This window comes from Pseudolysinimonas kribbensis (assembly GCF_030161895.1).
In the GTDB taxonomy this organism is placed as follows: Bacteria; Actinomycetota; Actinomycetes; order Actinomycetales; family Microbacteriaceae; genus Pseudolysinimonas; species Pseudolysinimonas kribbensis.
On sequence record NZ_BSVB01000001.1, the window covers coordinates 2,270,333 to 2,287,865 of the forward strand.

The following is a 17,533-nucleotide window of genomic DNA, read 5'->3' on the forward strand; positions in this document are numbered from 1 at the left end:
TACGACCACACGGAGGTCCTTGTGTCTCACGCTAATGCGCATCTGACGTTTCACGGTCGGCTGCTGATCGTCCGCCGCCGCGAAGCTGGCTGGGCGCAAGCTCATATTGCTGCGGCGATGGGCTGCTCCCGCAAGACCGTCCGCTACTGGCTGGCCCGGTTCGCCGTTGAAGGCGACGCCGGGTTGCACGATCGCTCGACACGGCCTCGGACCTCGCCCAGTCGGTTGCCGGCGTCCGCGGAGGCGGTGATCGTCGAGCTGCGCACGACCGAGCAGCTCGGCCGCGACGAGATCGCCGCGCGCACGGGCATCGCACCTCGGACGGTGTCCCGGGTGATCGCCCGGCACGGTCTGCCGCCTCTGGCGGCGCTGGACCCGATGACCGGGCAGGTGATCCGCTCCTCGAAGCAGACCGCCATGCGCTACGAGCGGGAACGGCCCGGCGAGCTGGTCCACATGGACGTGAAGAAGCTCGGCCGCATCCCGGACGGCGGCGGCTGGAGAGCTCTGGGGCGCGGCGCGGGCGACCACAGAGACCGGAAGAACGGCACCGGTTACGACTACGTCCACTCCCTCGTCGACGATCACAGCCGCCTGGCCTACTCCGAGATCCACCCCGACGAACGTGGGCAGACCTGCGCCGCGTTCCTGGCCCGCGCCCTGGACCACTTCGCCGCTCACGGCATCACCCGTGTCGAGCGGCTGATGACCGACAACGCCTGGGCCTACCGCTGGTCACTACGGGAACTCTGCGCGGCCCGGAACATCCGGCAGGTGTTCATCCGACCGCACTGCCCTTGGCAAAACGGCAAGGTCGAGCGCTTCAACCGCACCCTGCAGACCGAGTGGGCCTACCGACAGCCCTTCACCTCGAACGACGAACGATCCGCCGCGCTTGACCCCTGGCTCGAGCACTACAACACTGAACGACGCCACTCAGCCCTCAACGGCCAACCCCCGATCAGCCGACTGACACCAAAGTGCTGACCCGGTACATCTAGACCGTCTCGAGCGCCGGATCCCGCAGGATGGGGTCCGGCGTGTGCCGGATCCCCTCGTCCCAGATCATCCGCAGCAGCGACGGCGTGCCGTCGTCGGTATGCACCTCCGGGCGCGTGCCGATCCACTCCGGTTCGCGCGCCTGCCGCAGCAGGAAGTGCGCGAGGTCGGGGCGCGAGGTGAAGGCGCCGGGTGCGTGGGCGGTGTCGGCGCGGTAGTCGCTGACGGCGTCCGCCGGGAACAGCCCGGATGCCCGCACGATGGTCGCATCGAGCCCGCTGTGCGCGACGATCTCCTCCGCAGCCCGCATGTCGGCGTAGGTGGTTCGGCCGATCCCGTTCACGACCATCGGCTGCAGGACCCGTTCGAACAGCCAGCCCTCCGTCCGCTCGTGCGCCTCGACCGCCGACGAGCTCACGACCGCGATCCGGCGCACCCCATGCCGGCGCATGGCGTCGGCCACGGCGGTCGCGGCGGCCGAGTAGATGTCGATCGGGTCGCGCGAGAAGGGCACCCCGATCGTCGAGAGCACGGCATCCGCGCCGGCCACGGTCGCGTCGACGCTCTCGGCATCGCGCACGTCGCCCGCCACGACCCGCAGCCGCGGGCCGGTGTACGGGAAGCTCGCCGGACGCCGGACCAGGGCGACGATCTCGTCGTCGGTCGCCAGCGCCTGCCGGATGACGTGACGCCCGGTGGCGCCGTTGGCGCCGAACACGGCGATACGCATGTCGTCTCCTATCATGTGGTCAGGAATCCATCTAATATGAAAACCGTAGCATATGGAAAACATGCAGCGTGATCGCCGGCGCCGCTTGGCGGACGTGCACGACGGCCTGCGCGCCCTGCGTCTCGAGCTCGCCCGGCTCAACCACCGGGTGAGCGATCGCCTCGAGCTGCGCGATCTCGACCTCGACTGCTTCGACCTGGTCGCGCGCTCCGGCAGCCTTACCCCGACCGAGCTGGCGGGCCTGAGCGGCATCCACCCGGCGACCCTCACCGGGATCCTCGACCGCCTCGAGCGCGGGGGTTGGATCGTGCGCGAACGCGCCGCCGGCGACCGACGCTCGGTGCGATTGCGTCCGGCGCCGCGCAGCGCCGCCCAGATCGTCCCCCACTTCGCCGGGATGAACGACGCCATGGACGCGGCGTGCGCCGACTTCAGCGACGAGCAGCTCGACCTCATCGCCGAGTTCCTCCGCCGGGCGACCGTCGCCGGGGAGCGTCCGCGGACGCCCTATAGGGTCGCCCCTATGCGACTGCGCCGCTCGAACGCCCGCCGCCTGACGGCTCTCGTCGCAGTGATGACGGCGACCACGCTGCTGCTCTCGGGCTGCATCCTGCAGAAGCTGCCCGTCCCCGGCAGCACGCACACGGTCACGACGCACACGCACGAGGCGGTCGCACCGGACCTCGAGCGCTTCTACACCCAGGGCCTGAGGTGGCGCAGCGTGAGCGGCGGCATCGACACGACCGAGGTCACCGTGCCGCTGGACTGGGCGAAGCCGAGCGGCGCGACGATCGAGCTCGCCATCGCGCGGCACCGCGCCAAGGGCTCCCGGCTCGGTTCGCTGCTCATCAACCCGGGCGGTCCGGGCGGGTCGGGCTACGACTTCGTCGCCCAGTCCGCGCAGTTCGTGGTGACGCCCGACGTGCTGGGGCACTACGACCTCATCGGCTTCGACCCCCGCGGCGTCGGCCGGTCGACGCCCGTCGCGTGCTACACCGACCCGAAGAAGCAGGATGCGCTCCTGTATCAGCCGTTCGTCCATCCGTTCGGGTCGGCCGAGTGGGCCGGCGAGCTCTCGGCACGTCAGAAGGACTGGATCGCGGCGTGCCGGCGCAACACGGGACCGCTGCTCGGCCACCTGGATGCCGCGAGCGTCGCGCGCGACATGGATGTCATCCGGGCCGTGCTGGGCGACACCCGGATGCACTACCTGGGCTACTCGTACGGCACCTACCTCGGCACGATGTACGCGCAGCTGTTCCCGAAGAAGGTCGGCCGCATGGTGCTCGACGGCGCCGTCGACCCTCGCGCCGACCAGCTCGACGCGCTCGTGACGCAGATGGCCGGCTTCGACAGTGCGTTCAAGGCCTACCTGGCGAACTGCCTGACGCGATCCGGATGCCCGTTCAGCGGCTCGCTCGACCACGCCATCCAGCAGGTGCAGGCCCTGCTCGCGGGCGTCGACGCGCGCCACCTCGTGGCCTCCGACGGTCGGGTGCTCGACGCGGCGACGGTCGGGACGGCGATCAGCGAGCCGCTCTACTCGGAGTTCAGCTGGCCCGACCTGACCGAGATGTTCGCCAGGCTCGCGAAGGGCGACTCCGACCCCGCCTTCGAGCAGGCGGATGCCTACAACAACCGCACGGCGAGCGGCGGCTACTCGACCAACGGGTACGAGATCTACACCGCGGTCACGTGCGACGAGACGACGCTCGGCACCGACGGCGTCGATATCCTCACCGACATGGCGCGCATCGAGAAGGCGGCTCCGGTGCTCGGCAAGTACGTCGCGTACTCCGACACGGCGGCGCTCGAGGCGACCTGCGACGCGTGGCCGTATCCGCCGGCGAAACTGCCGGCGAGCTACACGGCCCCCGGGTCACCGCCGATCGTCGTGATCGGCACGACCAATGACCCCGCGACGCCCTACCAGCAGTCGGTGACGCTCGCCAAGGAGCTCTCCCAGGGCTTCCTCTTCACTCACCACGGCGAGGGGCACACGGTCTACGCCCAGGGCGACGCCTGCATCGACTCGCACGTCGACGACTACCTGCTGCGCGGCGCCCTGCCCGCGAGCGATCCCGACTGCCACTGACGCCGACTGGGCGGGCAGAGCGTCGACCTGGGGCTACTCCCGGAGCTCGGTGCGCACCGGCTTGAGTCGCGCGGGTGCGTCATGGGCGGCTGGGAACTCGCAGGTGAAGGTTCCGTCGTAGCCGAAGAGGAACCCGAAGAACCGGTTCCGCACCTCAAGATCGACCCGGAACACGCCCGCGTGGTCGTCGAATCGCTCGCGGAGCTCAGCCCGGCCGCTGAACAGCATGGGGAACCGGAACCCCACGATGCCCTCGTAGAAGCGCTGCGCGTCGGAGCGGAGCAGCAGCGAGCCATCGGGTTCGACGCGCAACTCGAGATCGACGGCGAGGTGCTGGTGAGTGCCGAGGTAGTCGACGATGCGGCCGAGCCGCTCGCTGTAGATCATCGTCGCATCGAACCGGCGTGATCTGCCATGGATCGCATACTCCCGGACGAAGGTCACCGTCTCGCGGCCGAGTGCGTCGCGATACGGGAAGTTCTCGATCCGGAACGGCACATCGCTGCCGTGGTCGGGCACCAGGATGTTGCGCAGCCGCCCGAACTGCAGGAACGGCACCGTCCACCAGGGACCGCGACGGATGCGCGACATCGTGCCGGTGCCCACGCACGCGTAGCCGGCATCCAGCCCGACGCCGAAGCGTCGCTGCAGCATCGGATGCAGACGCGCGAAGTCGGCGCCCAGCGCGCGCTCGAACATCGAGGTCACGGCGCCTCCAGCCTGTCGGGGACGGCGGGGGCGCCCGCCAGGACGTCGGGATGCGGGGGCGTCGCTCGCAGCGCGCCGCCCGCGGACGGCCCGACGCCCACAGCGCGAGGACGCTCCGCAGTCGCCAACGCTCCGGAGGCTCGCCCGTCTCCGCCCAGATCCGCAACCGATCGAAGCTCCACGCCGTCATCCAGCCGATGAGCCGGCGTAGGACGAGCCGGTCGGCGAGGCGGCCCCAGCCGGGTGCATAGTCGAAGCCGGTGGTGAAGACCGTGGTGGCGCCGTCGGCGGCGGCTTCGTACCGCCAGTAGCCGCGCCCGTCGCCCAACGGCGAGAGCCGGTCGAGCGTGTCGAAGCGCAGCGCCGAGGTCCGTGCGCCATCCGAGCCATGGCGCTCGCCGATCGACGTGCCCGTGCCGCGGATCGTGTGCAGCGGCATCCGGCGCTCATAGACGAAGCGGTAGCCACCTGACGGCAGTTCTCCGATCGGCCGGATGCTGCTGAAGCGCAGATCCCACCGGGCGTGCTCGCCGGGGTCCTGGGTCAGCTCCCAGATGCGCTCGAGCGGCGCGCGGATCTCGATCCGCACGTAGATGCCGCGCCCCGCGCGGGTCCGTCCGCCCACGAGTTCATCCTGGCCGTACCGTGGCGGGGTGACCCGACGCCTCACCGTGCTGTTCTCGGCATTGGAGGCCATCGTCGCCATCGCGATCGGCGTCGCGATCCCGCTCGTGCCGCTGACCCTGGTCTGGGCCGTGCAGTTCGGGTTCGCGCCCGCGTTCACGATCTTCTGGCGCGGCGCGGTCGACGTGTGGCTGCTCGGGCACGGGGTCGACGTGACGTTCCGGCTCGACCCCGCCACCGCCGCGTCCCTCGGTCTGGCCGGTGCCGACCAGCCGGTGCTCGTGACGATCGCGCTGCTCGGGTTCGCGCTCCTCACGGCGCTCCTCGGCGTGCGCGCCGGCGGGCGGATCGCCCAGACCGGTCACCGTCTACTCGGCTCGCTCGTGCTCGTCGTCGTCGGCGGCGCGGTCTCGTTCGGTGTGACCCTCAGCGCGCTGCACGTGGATGCGCGCCCCTCGCTCTGGCAGGGCACGCTGCTGCCGACGCTCGCGCTCGCGATCGGGGCCGGCATCGGCCTGATCGCCGCGACCCGGCCCGGCGCGCGGCGCGCCGATCCGGTGCTGCGTGCCGCGATCGGCGGCGCGCTGCGCGCGGGCGTCGTGGCCGTCGCACTGACCGTCGGCGCCTCGGCGGTGGCGGTCGCGCTGCTCGTCGTCGGCCACTACGGCGAGCTCATCCGGCTCTACGAGGCCCTGCACACGGGTGTGGTCGGCGGCCTCGCCCTGACGCTCGGGCAGGTCGCCCTCATGCCGGATGTCGTCATCTGGGCCGCGAGCTGGTTCACCGGGCCGGGGTTCGCCCTCGGCACCGGATCGCACGTGTCGCCCCTCGGGACGGCCGTCGGTCCGGTGCCCGCCATCCCGCTGCTCGGCGCGATCCCCACCGGCGACCTCGCGTTCGGCTTCGTCGGCCTGCTCGTGCCGGTGGTCGCCGCGTTCCTCGCCGGCGCGGCGGCGCGGCCGTATCTGAACCGGGTGCTCGCCGACGTCGACGCCCCGCGCTGGCCCGCGGTGCTCGCGACCGGCCTCGGCGGCGGCATCGTGGGCGGGGTGCTGCTCGGGCTGCTCGCGTGGACCGCGACCGGGTCCGCGGGGCCGGGCCGGCTCGCGCAGGTCGGACCCGATCCCTGGGCGGTCGGGCTCGCGGCGGCGGCCGAGTTCGGGATCGCCTCGCTCATCGGGGCGGCGGCATCGATCCCGCTGCCCGGGCGGCTGCGCGCTCGCGCGCCGATAGGCTGACGACGTGCTGCGGCTCGTCGTCCTCATCTCCGGGGGCGGGTCCAATCTCCGCGCGCTGCTCGAGGCGTCCGAGGACGCCGAGTTCCCGGCGCGGGTCGTCGCGATCGGAGCCGACCGCGACGCGGACGGGCTCGCGCACGCGGAGGAGTTCGGCATCCCGAGCTTCGTCGTGCCGTTCGGCGCCTACCCGGACCGCGAGGCGTGGGGCGGGGCGCTGCTCGAGCAGGTGCGCCAATGGGATGCCGACCTCGTCATCCTGAGCGGCTTCATGCGGTTGCTGCCCCCGGCTTTCGTGCACGCGCTGCGCCCGAACCTGCTCAACACGCATCCGGCGTACCTGCCGGAGTTCCCGGGGGCGCACGCCGTGCGCGATGCGCTGGCCGCGGGGGCGACGCAGACCGGGGCGAGCGTCATCGTCGTCGACGACGGTGTCGACACGGGCCCGATCGTCGTGCGGGAGCGGGTGCCGATCCAGCCGGACGACACCGAAGGCGTGCTGCACGACCGCATCAAGCACGTGGAGCGCGAGCTGCTCGTGCAGGTCGTGCTCGATATCGCGAACGGCGCCGTCGACCTCGCCGCCCTGCGCTGACGCGCGCGCACGATCCGATCAGCCTTTCGCCATCCGATCGATGTCGCGCGGGCCGCAGCGGATGGCGAACCGGCGATCGGTTCGAGGCCGGTAGAGTGGAAGCGCCGCGACTGGCGTTGAGATGGGGCACCATCGGGAAGCGGCAACCGACTGTTTCGGCCGTACGCCTGGGCCGGACCGGATGCCCTGTCCGGCCGTCCCGAAGGAGCCCGCCGATGTCCGGTCCCACGATCGATCCCGCCCTCTACCGCGAGCGCGACGTCATCCCCATCCGCCGCGCACTCGTCTCGGTCAGCGACAAGTCCGGGCTGCTCGAGCTCGCCGCCGCCCTCGTCGCCGCGGGCGTCGAGATCGTCTCGACCGGGTCGACCGCGAAGGCGATCGCCGATGCCGGGCATCCCGTCACCCAGGTCGGCGACCTCACCGGCTACCCCGAGTCACTCGACGGCCGCGTGCGCACCCTGCACCCCACCGTGCACTCGGGACTGCTCGCCGACCTGCGCCTCGAGGACCACGAGCAGCAGCTCGAGCAGCAGGGCATCGCACCGTTCGAGCTCCTCGTGTCGAGCCTGTATCCGTTCGCCGAGACGGTCGCGTCGGGGGCCGAACCGGATGCCGTGGTCGAGCAGATCGACATCGGCGGCCCCGCGATGGTGCGCGCCGGCGCGAAGAACCACGCGAACGTCGCCGTCGTCACCGACCCGTCGCAATACCGGGTCGTCCTCGACGCCCTCGCCCACGGCGGCACGACGCTGGCCGAGCGGCGCGACCTCGCCGTCGCGGCCTTCCGGCACACCGCGAGCTACGACATCGCCGTCGCATCGTGGCTGGGCAACGTGCTGGCGCCCGACGACGAGGGCAGCGGCTTCCCCGGCTGGGCGGGCGCGAGCTGGGAGCGGGCCTCGATCCTGCGCTACGGCGAGAACTCGCACCAGCGCGCCGCGCTCTACACCTCGGCCGGTGCGCGCGGGATCGCGCAAGCGGAACTGCTCAGCGGCAAGGAGATGTCGTACAACAACTACGTCGACGCGGATGCCGCCCTCCGCGCCGCCTACGACCATCACGAGCCGACGATCGCGATCATCAAGCACGCCAACCCGTGCGGCATCGCGAGCGCCGATGCGCTCGCCGCGGCGCACGCGGCCGCGCACGCGTGCGATCCGGTGTCGGCCTACGGCGGCGTCATCGCCGCCAACCGGGAGGTCGACCTCGCGACCGCGGAGTCGATCGCGCCGATCTTCACCGAGGCGATCGTCGCTCCCGGGTACACGCCCGAGGCGCTCGAGCGGCTGCAGCGCAAGAAGGACCTGCGCATCCTCCGGCTGCCCGCCGACTACGCACGCGGCGACATGGAACTCAAGCAGCTCTCGGGCGGCCTGCTGCTGCAGACGGCGGACGCCATGTTCGCACCCGCGCGGCAGTGGAGGCTCGCGACGGGGGAGCCGGCCGACGCGGCGACGCTCGCCGACCTCGAGTTCGCGTGGCGGGCGGTGCGCGCCGTGAAGTCCAACGCCATCCTGCTCGCCTCGGGGCGGGCCTCGGTCGGCGTCGGCATGGGACAGGTCAACCGGGTCGACTCGTGCCGCCTCGCGGTGGAGCGCGCGGGCGACCGCGCCCGGGGCAGCGTGGCGGCCTCCGACGCGTTCTTCCCGTTCGACGACGGGGCGCGCGTGCTGTTCGAGGCCGGCATCCGGGCGCTCGTGCAGCCGGGCGGATCGATCCGCGACGCCGACACGATCGCGGCGGCGCAGGAGTACGGCGTGACGATGTACCTCACCGGGGAGCGGCACTTCTTCCACTGACGCGATCGGCGCGGATGATCGCGCACGCCGTGTGAGCGGAGCTTGCATCCCGGAAGCCCGCGGTCATAGTCTGTAGGGCTGCCCTCCGCCGGGGCGGCAGGACGAGACGCGGGAGGCAGTCATGACGAACGGAACGCTGAAGCGATTCGAGGTCGTCGTCGTCGCCCCGCGCGGGCGCTGACGACCGCCCCGACCCCGTCTTCTCGCGCGGCCCCGCTGCCGCATTCACCGCCACCAGATCCACCCCGGGAACACGCATCCCTGCGCGCTCCCGCGACCCGGAAACAGGTCATGCTCACCACGCGTCCTTCACGCCCCGACGGATCGCGCGACCTCGGCACGGTCCGCACGATCCTCCGCCTCATGCCGTTCGTGCGCCCCGCGCTGCGCAGCATCATCCTCGGGATGATCGCGGCGCTGCTCGCGGGCCTCGTCTCGTTGGCGATCCCGCTCGTCTTGCAGAACCTCGTCGACGGACCCCTGTCGACGGGTGACGGGCGCCAGGTGCTGCCCGCCGCGCTCGCCGTGCTCGCGCTCGGCGGGCTCGAGGCGCTGCTGATCGGGGCCCGCCGACGCTTTGTGCTGACCCCCGGCACCCACGTCGAGGCGGCCCTGCGCAACACGCTGTACCGCAAGCTGCAGGACCTGCCGGTCGCCTTCCACGATCGCTGGCAGAGCGGTCAGCTGCTGTCGCGCTCCATGAGCGACCTCGGCCTGATCCGCCGGTGGTTCTCGTTCGGCATCGTGCTGCTCATCGTGAACGTCATCACAATCGTCATCGGGTTCGGCGTGCTCTTCATCTGGAGCTGGCAGCTCGCGATCGTGTTCGCGGTCTGCTCGATCCCGATCTTCGTCTACAGCTACATCTTCGAGAACAAGTACTCGGTCGTCGCGCGCCGGTCGCAGGATCAGCAGGGCGATCTGGCGACGGCCGTCGAGGAGTCGGTGCACGGCATCCGGGTGCTCAAGGCGTTCGGGCGCGGTCGTTACTCGCTCGAGAAGTACGTGCGGCAGGCCGAGCAGCTGCGCGGCACCGAGCTCGACAAGGCACGCGCGGTCGCGGGCCTGTGGCTGTGGCTGCTGCTGATCCCCGACGTCGCCTTCGCCCTGTGCCTCGGCGGCGGGGTGTGGCTCGCGTCGCAGCACCTGATGACCGTGGGCGACCTCTTCGCCTTCTTCGCGACGGCGACCGTCATCCGGTTCCCGATCGAGTCGATCGGCTTCCTGCTGTCGATGACGTTCGACACCCGCACGGCCATCGACCGGCTCTTCGAGGTGCTCGACGAGAGCAACCCGATCACCGACCCCGACCCGGCGCGCACGGTGTCGCACCCGACCGGGCGGCTGCTGTTCGACGACGTGCACTTCCGCTACCAGGACTCGCCCGAGTCGGTCCCGGACCTGATCGACGGCGTGCGGCTCGAGCTCGAGCCCGGCGAGACCATGGCGCTCGTGGGGCTCACCGGCTCCGGCAAGACGACCCTCACCGCGCTCACGACGCGGCTCTACGACGTGACGGGCGGGGCGGTGCGGATCGACGGGGTCGACATCCGGGACCTCACGCGCGAGGAGCTGCGCCGGCACATCGCCATGGCGTTCGAGGACGCCACGCTGTTCTCGGCGTCCGTGCGCGACAACGTGCTGCTCGGGCGCCCCGAGCTGGCCGACCCGGAGCGGAAGGCCGACGCCGATCGCGTGCTCGCGGAGGCGCTCGAGATCGCCCAGGCCGAGTTCGTGGCCAACCTGCCCGAGGGCTCCGACACGAAGGTCGGCGAGGAGGGGCTGAGCCTCTCCGGCGGCCAGCGGCAGCGCCTCGCGCTCGCGCGCGCCATCGCCGCGGACCCGGCGATCCTCGTGCTCGACGACCCGCTGTCGGCGCTCGACGTCGACACCGAGGCGCGGGTGGAGGCCGGCCTGCGCCGGGTGCTCGGCAGGACGACCGCACTCGTCGTCGCGCACCGCCCCTCGACGGTGCAGCTGGCCGACCGGGTCGCGCTGCTGCAGGCCGGCCGCGTGACGGCGGTCGGCACGCACTCCCATCTGCTCGCGACCAACGAGCACTACCGGTTCGTCATCTCGTCGCTCGATGACGACCGCGAATCCCCCGACCTGGACCGATACAGCGACGACGACGAGGAGGTGTCGGCGTGAGCGCTGTCGCAGGCGTGGGTGGCGAGGAGCGCTCCGACTACACCCGTGAGGAGAGCCGCGAGATCCGGCAGCGGTCGCTGCGGCTGCTCGGCTCGCTGCTGCGGCCCGAGCGCGGCCGGCTCATCGGCTCCGCGCTCATGATCGTCGTCAGCACGGGCGCCCAGGTGGCCGGTCCGGCGCTCATCGCGTACGGGATCGACGCCGGTCTGCCGGCGCTCGTCGCGAAGCACTCGAGCTTCGTGCCCGTCGGGGTCGCGTTCGCGGCCTACCTGGTGTGCGCCATCGCGGGAGCCGTGCTCGCCGCACGGTTCACGGTGCTCGCCGCGCGGATCAGCCAGGCCATCCTGCTCGACCTGCGCACCCGCGTGTACCGGCATGCGCAACTGCTGAGCCTCGAGTTCCACGAGACGTATACCTCGGGGCGCATCATCGCGCGCCAGACGAGCGATCTCGAGGCGATCCGCGAGCTGCTCGACTCCGGCATCACCGGCCTCGTGCGCGGCGTGCTCTACATGGTGTTCACGGCGATCGCTCTGGTGTGGCTCGATCCGTGGAGCGGCGTGGTGCTCGCGGCGTCGCTCGTGCCGCTGGCGTTCCTGACCCGCTGGTTCCAGCGTCGATCGCAGCTCGCGTTCCGGGCGACGCGCGTCTACTCGGCGCGGCTCATCGTGCACTTCGTCGAGACGATGACGGGAATCCGGGCCGTGCAGGCGTTCCGCAAGGAGAAGCGCAACGAGCGCGAGTACGGGCAGATCGTCGAGGACTACCGGGATGCCAACGCCCGTGCGATCAAGCTCTACGGCCTGTTCGATCCCGGCCTCATCATGATCGGCAACATCACGGTGGCGGTGGTGCTCCTGATCGGCGGCTTCCGCGTGATCGGCGGCGGCCTCGCGATCGGCGCGCTGCTCGCGGTGGTGCTGTACACCCGGCGCTTCTTCGACCCCATGGAGGAGATGGCCACCTTCTACAACTCGTACCAGTCGGCGGCCGCCGCGGCGGAGAAGATCTCGGGCGTGCTCGAGGAGGAGCCGAGCGTGCCCGACCCCGGGCATCCGGTCGACCTGTGGAAGGCATCCGGCGGCGTCGACTTCGACGATGTGCGGTTCGCCTATCGCGACGACCGCGTCGTGCTGCCCGACTTCGAGCTGCACATCCCGCCGGGTCAGACCGTGGCGCTGGTCGGCTCCACGGGCGCCGGCAAGTCGACCCTGGCGAAGCTCATCGCGCGGTTCTACGACCCGACGGTCGGGGCCGTGCGGCTCGACGGGGTCGACCTGCGCGACCTGCATCCGAAGGATCTGCGCCGGGCGATCGTGATGGTGACCCAGGAGGCGTACCTGTTCAGCGGCTCGGTCGCCGAGAACATCGCGCTCGGCAAGCCGGGCGCCTCCCGCGACGAGATCGTCGCCGCCGCGCGCGCGGTCGGGGCGGACGAGTTCATCCGGCTGCTGCCGGACGGCTACGACACCGACGTGAACAAGCGGGGAGGCCGCGTCTCGGCGGGACAGCGGCAGCTGCTCTCGTTCGCGCGCGCGTTCCTCGCCGACCCGGCCGTGCTGATCCTGGACGAGGCGACCGCGTCGCTCGACATCCCCAGCGAGCGGCTCGTGCAGCAGGGTCTCACCACCCTGCTGGCCGACCGGACGGCGATCATCATCGCGCACCGGCTCTCGACGGTCGCGATCGCCGATCGCGTGCTCGTCATGGAGCACGGCCGCATCGTCGAGGACGGCACCCCGGAGGAGCTCATCGGCGGCACCGGTCGCTTCGCCGCGCTGCACGCGGCCTGGCGCGACAGCCTCGTGTAGCGCGGGCCGGGGATGGGGGACACTGGCTCCATGGCTGTCACCGACGTCACCCCGTTCATCTGGTACGACGACGACCTCGCCGAGGCGATCGCGTCGTACGAGCGCATCTTCGGCGATCTGCACCGCCGCCCCGACATGCTCGACCCCGACGGCAAGCTGCTCGGCGTGTGGATCGAGGTGGGCGGGCGACGGGTGATCGGCCTGCAGGGCGGGCCGGGGCATCCGCATACGGATGCGCTCTCGCTCTACGTGACGCTCGACGGCGGGCAGGACGAGGTCGACCGGATCTGGGAGGGCTTCCTCGACGAGGGCGGCAGCGAGGTGGCGTGCGGCTGGATCACCGACCGGTTCGGCGTCTCGTGGCAGATCGTGCCGGTCGAGCTCGAGGAGGCGATCCTGAGCCCGGATGCCGAGCGCCGGTCGTACGCGTACGGTGCCATGCTGCAGATGACCAGGATCGTCATCGCCGACCTGACGCCGGCCGCCGCGTGAGCGGGATCGCGGGCCGCGTCGCGGTCATCACGGGGGCGGCGAGCGGCATCGGGCTCTCGGTCGCGCAGCTGTTCGCCGAGCGCGGCGCGCACATCGTGGGCGTGGACCTCGCGGAGGCCGTGAACGAGTCGGTCGCGGGCCTGCCCGGCGACGGGCACCATGCGATGGTCGCCGACCTCACCGCGAGCGGGGCCGCCGATGCCGTCGCGCAGCAGGCGGTCGCGGCGGCGGGCGGGATCGACATCCTGGTCAACTGCGCCGGCATCGCCCGGCTCGCCCCCGCCCTCGAGGTCGAGGACGCCGACTGGGATGCCGTGCTCGCGGTCAACCTCACGGCGAGCTTCCGCATGGCGCGGGCCGCGGGTCGCGTCATGACCGCCGCGGGGTACGGCCGGATCGTCACGATCGCCTCGCAGGCCGCGCTCATCGCGCTCGACCAGCACGTCGCGTACTCGGCGAGCAAGGCCGGCATCCTGGGGATGACGAAGGTGCTCGCGCGGGAGTGGGCGCCGCACGGTGTGACGGTCAACGCGATCTCGCCGACCGTGGTGGACACGCCGCTCGCCCAGCTGGCCTGGGCGGGGGAGCGGGGCGAGGCCTTCCGCAAGCTGATCCCGGTCGGCCGGTTCGCGCAGCCGCACGAGGTGGCGGCGCTCATCGCGTTCCTCGCCGACGAGGACGCCGCGATGATCACCGGCGAGAACGTCGTCATCGACGGGGGCTACACCGCGGTGTGAGACACGCCGCCGCGTGAGTTGACCTCACGATACCCGGTATGCATACTCGGTATCGTGACGGTTCGGAACAGCCTGCTCGCCCTGCTCGGCGAACGCCCCCACTACGGCTACGAGCTCCGGCAGGAGTTCGAGGCCCGCACCGGGTCGACCTGGCCCCTCAACATCGGGCAGATCTACACGACACTCGACCGGCTGCAGCGCGATGGACTCGTGGCCGACGCCGGGGCGGATGCCGAGGGGCGCCGGCAGTGGAGCATCACCGCCGCCGGGCGCGCGGAGGCCGAGCGGTGGCTGGCGTCCCCGGTCGAGCGCCCCGCCCAGGGGCGCGACGAGCTGGCCATGAAGCTCGCCATCGCGGCGACGCTGCCGGGCGTCGATCTGGCCGCGATCATCCAGGCCCAGCGTGAGGCGACGGCCCGCACGCTGCAGGATCTGACCCGCGCGAAAGTCGCCGGCGGCGACCCGTCGTCGCCGGAGGAGCTCGCGTGGCTGCTCGTCGTCGACTCGATGATCTTCCAGGCGGAGGCCGAGATCCGGTGGCTCGACCATTCGGAGGAGCGGATCCGGCGCAGCGACCTGCGCACCGGCGGTCGCGTGCCGGCATCCCGCGCCGCCGCTCGGACGGAGGCCCGCCGGTGACCGCCGCGACGAACGAGCCCCTGCTGCGGCTGGACGGCGTCTCGATGCATTACGGCCACGGCGCGACGTCGGTCATCGCCCTGGCCGGAGTCGACCTGACGGTCGAACGCGGAGAGCTCGTCGCGATCATGGGCGCGTCCGGCTCCGGCAAGTCGACGCTCCTCACGATCGCGGGAGGCCTCACCCGGCCCACGGGCGGCGAGGTCGTGGTGGAGGGCCGGTGGCTCAGCGAGCTCGACGCCCGTCAGCTGGCGACGCTGCGACGCCGCACCCTCGGCTTCGTCTTCCAGGACTTCAACCTGGTGCCGGCTCTCACCGCGATCGAGAACGTGAGCCTGCCGCTCGAGCTCGACGGCTGGAAGCTGCGCAAGGCGCGCCGGGCGGCTCGCGACGCGCTGAACGTCGTGGAGCTCGCCGAGCGCGCGAATCACTTCCCGGACGACCTCTCCGGCGGCCAGCAGCAGCGGGTGGCGATCGCACGCGCCGTGGTCGGCGGCAGGTCGCTCATCCTCGCGGACGAGCCGACGGGTGCCCTCGACTCCACGACGGGCGAGATGGTGCTCCGGATGCTACGGGCGCGCGTCGACGCCGGCGCCGGCGGGATCCTGGTCACCCACGACCCCCGGCACGCGGCGTGGGCCGACCGCATCGTCTTCCTGCGTGACGGCCGCATCGTCGGCAGCTCCGAGACCGAGTCCGTCGAGGCGCTGGCCCGGCGGTCGGCATGACCGCTCCCGCACCCGGCCCGAGCGGACCGCGCCTCCCGCGCCGCAGCCGAGCGGGGTTCCGGCTGGCGTTCACGCTCGCGGCACGCAACGCGCGGCGCGCGCCGGGGCGCTCGTTCCTCATCGCGGTGCTCGTCGCCCTTCCGGTGATCGGGCTCGCGGGCGCCGCGACGGTCGGCCTGAGCATGGTGGGCAGCCCGGCGCAGACCGCGCAGGCCCAGCTCGGGCACATGGCGGCTTCGATGCAGATGATGTCCAACCACGTCAGGCAGACCGCCACGAGCGCCTACCCCGACGGATACGGCGAGCTCACCCCGACGGATCCGACCACCTGGCTGCCGTCGGATTGGCGGGTCGTTCCGATCAGCCCGACCGGCGTCTACCTCCGCACCGCGCACGGGGTCGCCGAGATCAGCGCCACCGCGGGGCGCTCCTGGGATCCGGCGTTCCGGGGCCGCTTCGACCTGCTGTCGGGGCACGCTCCGCGCGGCGCGGTCGAGATCCTGGCCTCTCCCTCCGCGCTCGCCCGGCTCGGCGCGCGGGTGGGCGACACGGTGCGCACCCCCGACGCGACGAGCTACCGGATCGTCGGCACGATGCTCGACCGCACGAGCGACCCGAGGACGCCGACCGTATTCGGAGGCCGCACCGCGTTCAGCGGCCTCGGCCCGGATCCCACGCTCTGGACCTACTACCTGGCCGGCCCGGCCGTGACCCTGGCCGACATCCACGACTTCAACCGGCACGGGGCGTTTGTCCTGTCCCTCGCCGCCACGGCTCCGTACACCTCGGCCGATCTCTTCTCCGCCGCCGACGGCATCATCTGGAGCTACGCGGCCATGATCGGCATGGTCGGCGGCTTCATGCTCTTCGAGGTCGCTCTCCTCGCCGGCGCCGGATTCCTCGTCGGCGCGCGCCAGGAGCAGCGCGCGCTCGCGGTGCTGGCGAGCGTCGGCGCCGACCGACGGCTGCTGTCGCGATCCGTCGCCGTCGGCGGGATCGTGATCGGCGCGCTCGGAGCGCTCGGCGGGATCACGATCGGTGTCGGGCTCGCCGCGATCTACATGGCCGTGAGCCGGACCGGAAGCACGATGCAGTACTACACGTTCGGCGTGAGCCCGGTGGCTCTGGGGCTGATCGCCCTCGTCGCGGTGTTCGCGTCGTGGATCGCGGCCGCGGTGCCGGGCCGCACGGCGTCGAGGTTCGACGTCGTGTCGGCGCTGCGTGGGGCGCGGCGCCCGCCGCGGCCGAGCCGACTGGCGCCCGCCCTCGGGGTCGTCGTCATGCTCGTGGGGATCGGGATCGCGGTCGTCGGCGGCATCCTCACGCTGGTGCTGCAGCGGGCCGGCGACTGGCGGCTGGGCTGGCTCGGACCGACCCTCATCGCCGTCGGGTCGATCGTGCTCGAGCTCGGGGCGATCCTCGGCGTGCCGGTGCTGCTGCGCGCCGTCGCCCGCCTCGGGGCGCGCAACGCGTCGGCCCGGATGGCGACGCGCGATCTCGCGCGCAACAGCGCCCGCGCCGTCCCCGCCGTCGCCGCCGTCATGAGCACCATCTTCGTGGCGGCGTTCCTGATGGCCGCGCTGTCCGGCGGCGAACGCCAGTCGGAGGCGTCGTACCTCTACCAGGCGCCCCTCGGCGATGTCGCGGTCTCGTTCAGCGTGCCCGATCCGGCCCAACCGCTGACCGATGTCTCGTCGTATCGAGCCACGCTCGAGCGGGTGCTCGGTGTCCGGAGCGTCCGCACGATCGAGGGGAGACCCCGCCCAGCGAGGGATACCGCAGCGACGCGACGACGACGCCGACGTCGGGCACGCCCGTGGCGACCGTCCGGCCGGATGCCGCCTCACGTCACTGCCTGACCCTGCGGTCGCAGAGCAGCGCGCCCTGCGCCCTTCCGCCGTACGTGGAGAACCGCGGCAACAACCAGATCGTCGTCGGCGACCAGGGCGACCTCGCGGCCGTGCTGGGGCAGCGACCGTCGAGCGCCGCCGTCACGGCGCTTCGGGACGGCGGAGCCGTCTCGCTCTATCCGCAGTTCGTCGAGCACGGGAAGGTCACCCTCGACTGGTGGACCCCCGCGCAGCTCTTCGACGGCGAGTTCTTCCGGCCGGGGGCACGCCGCAGCGCAGCAGGTCGGTCGATGCCGTCGTCGATCCCGGGCGGCATCCGGCGGCATTCGGGGTGATC

At 71.9% G+C, this 17,533-nt stretch carries 15 protein-coding genes, 1 pseudogene and 1 riboswitch; of the genes and pseudogenes, 13 read left to right on the plus strand and 3 right to left on the minus strand.

Annotated elements, in window-relative coordinates:
* Positions 1-21: 21 nt before the first annotated feature.
* Positions 22-987: an IS481 family transposase gene (locus QQK35_RS12575; RefSeq protein ID WP_284253339.1), complete on the plus strand. Its 966-nt coding sequence runs from the start codon at positions 22-24 to the stop codon at positions 985-987.
* Between the two features lie 10 nt (positions 988-997).
* On the opposite strand, the gene QQK35_RS12580 is transcribed toward QQK35_RS12575, so the two are convergent.
* Positions 998-1,729 carry an NAD(P)-dependent oxidoreductase gene (locus tag QQK35_RS12580; protein WP_284254472.1) on the minus strand — a complete coding sequence of 244 codons (732 nt, stop codon included), beginning with the start codon at positions 1,727-1,729 and terminating at the stop codon, positions 998-1,000.
* A gap of 61 nt (positions 1,730-1,790) precedes the next feature.
* Here QQK35_RS12580 and QQK35_RS12585 point away from each other — a divergent pair, with 61 nt between their 5' ends.
* Positions 1,791-3,824, plus strand: a complete 2,034-nt coding sequence (locus QQK35_RS12585; RefSeq protein WP_284254473.1) for an alpha/beta fold hydrolase — start codon at positions 1,791-1,793, stop codon at positions 3,822-3,824.
* A gap of 33 nt (positions 3,825-3,857) precedes the next feature.
* Here QQK35_RS12585 and QQK35_RS12590 read toward each other — a convergent pair whose 3' ends face one another.
* Together QQK35_RS12590 and QQK35_RS12595 are read right to left on the minus strand one after the other, a co-directional pair.
* On the minus strand, positions 3,858-4,523 hold the full coding sequence (locus tag QQK35_RS12590) for a DUF4166 domain-containing protein (RefSeq protein WP_284255699.1): 666 nt from the start codon (positions 4,521-4,523) through the stop codon (positions 3,858-3,860).
* 232 nt (positions 4,524-4,755) lie between these two features.
* Positions 4,756-5,238: pseudogene (locus QQK35_RS12595) on the minus strand (SRPBCC family protein); the annotation flags it as partial.
* Here QQK35_RS12595 and QQK35_RS12600 point away from each other — a divergent pair.
* The 11 genes from QQK35_RS12600 to QQK35_RS12650 all read left to right on the plus strand — a co-directional run bounded on the left by QQK35_RS12600 (position 5,186) and on the right by QQK35_RS12650 (position 17,531).
* A complete protein-coding gene (locus tag QQK35_RS12600; RefSeq protein WP_284254474.1) occupies positions 5,186-6,394 on the plus strand; it encodes a cell division protein PerM in 1,209 nt (402 codons plus the stop codon). The pseudogene QQK35_RS12595 and the gene QQK35_RS12600 overlap by 53 nt on opposite strands.
* Before the next feature lie 4 nt (positions 6,395-6,398).
* Entirely contained in the window at positions 6,399-6,986 is a 588-nt protein-coding gene (gene purN / locus QQK35_RS12605) for a phosphoribosylglycinamide formyltransferase (protein ID WP_284254475.1), read from the plus strand.
* Positions 6,987-7,082: 96 nt separating this feature from the next.
* Positions 7,083-7,166: riboswitch (ZMP/ZTP riboswitch) on the plus strand.
* Positions 7,167-7,201: 35 nt separating this feature from the next.
* Complete coding sequence (purH, locus tag QQK35_RS12610) at positions 7,202-8,788, plus strand: bifunctional phosphoribosylaminoimidazolecarboxamide formyltransferase/IMP cyclohydrolase (RefSeq protein ID WP_284254476.1); 1,587 nt, start codon at positions 7,202-7,204, stop codon at positions 8,786-8,788.
* 291 nt (positions 8,789-9,079) lie between these two features.
* On the plus strand, positions 9,080-10,939 hold the full coding sequence (locus QQK35_RS12615) for an ABC transporter ATP-binding protein (protein WP_284254477.1): 1,860 nt from the start codon (positions 9,080-9,082) through the stop codon (positions 10,937-10,939).
* Positions 10,936-12,750: an ABC transporter ATP-binding protein gene (locus tag QQK35_RS12620; protein WP_284254479.1), complete on the plus strand. Its 1,815-nt coding sequence runs from the start codon at positions 10,936-10,938 to the stop codon at positions 12,748-12,750. The genes QQK35_RS12615 and QQK35_RS12620 overlap by 4 nt, the downstream gene beginning before the upstream one ends.
* Positions 12,751-12,780: 30 nt before the next feature.
* Positions 12,781-13,242, plus strand: a complete 462-nt coding sequence (locus tag QQK35_RS12625; RefSeq protein ID WP_284254480.1) for a VOC family protein — start codon at positions 12,781-12,783, stop codon at positions 13,240-13,242.
* A complete protein-coding gene (locus QQK35_RS12630) occupies positions 13,239-13,979 on the plus strand; it encodes a GolD/DthD family dehydrogenase (protein WP_284254481.1) in 741 nt (246 codons plus the stop codon). Before QQK35_RS12625 ends, QQK35_RS12630 begins: the two co-directional genes overlap by 4 nt.
* A gap of 54 nt (positions 13,980-14,033) precedes the next feature.
* A complete protein-coding gene (locus QQK35_RS12635; RefSeq protein ID WP_284254482.1) occupies positions 14,034-14,618 on the plus strand; it encodes a PadR family transcriptional regulator in 585 nt (194 codons plus the stop codon).
* Positions 14,615-15,346, plus strand: coding sequence for an ABC transporter ATP-binding protein (locus QQK35_RS12640; RefSeq protein ID WP_425564922.1), 732 nt, complete (start codon positions 14,615-14,617; stop codon positions 15,344-15,346). Before QQK35_RS12635 ends, QQK35_RS12640 begins: the two co-directional genes overlap by 4 nt.
* Entirely contained in the window at positions 15,343-17,205 is a 1,863-nt protein-coding gene (locus QQK35_RS12645; RefSeq protein ID WP_284254483.1) for an ABC transporter permease, read from the plus strand. Before QQK35_RS12640 ends, QQK35_RS12645 begins: the two co-directional genes overlap by 4 nt.
* Positions 17,163-17,531 (plus strand): hypothetical protein, encoded by a 369-nt coding sequence (locus tag QQK35_RS12650; RefSeq protein WP_284254484.1) that lies wholly within the window; start codon positions 17,163-17,165, stop codon positions 17,529-17,531. The genes QQK35_RS12645 and QQK35_RS12650 overlap by 43 nt, the downstream gene beginning before the upstream one ends.
* The last annotated feature ends 2 nt before the right edge of the window (positions 17,532-17,533 follow it).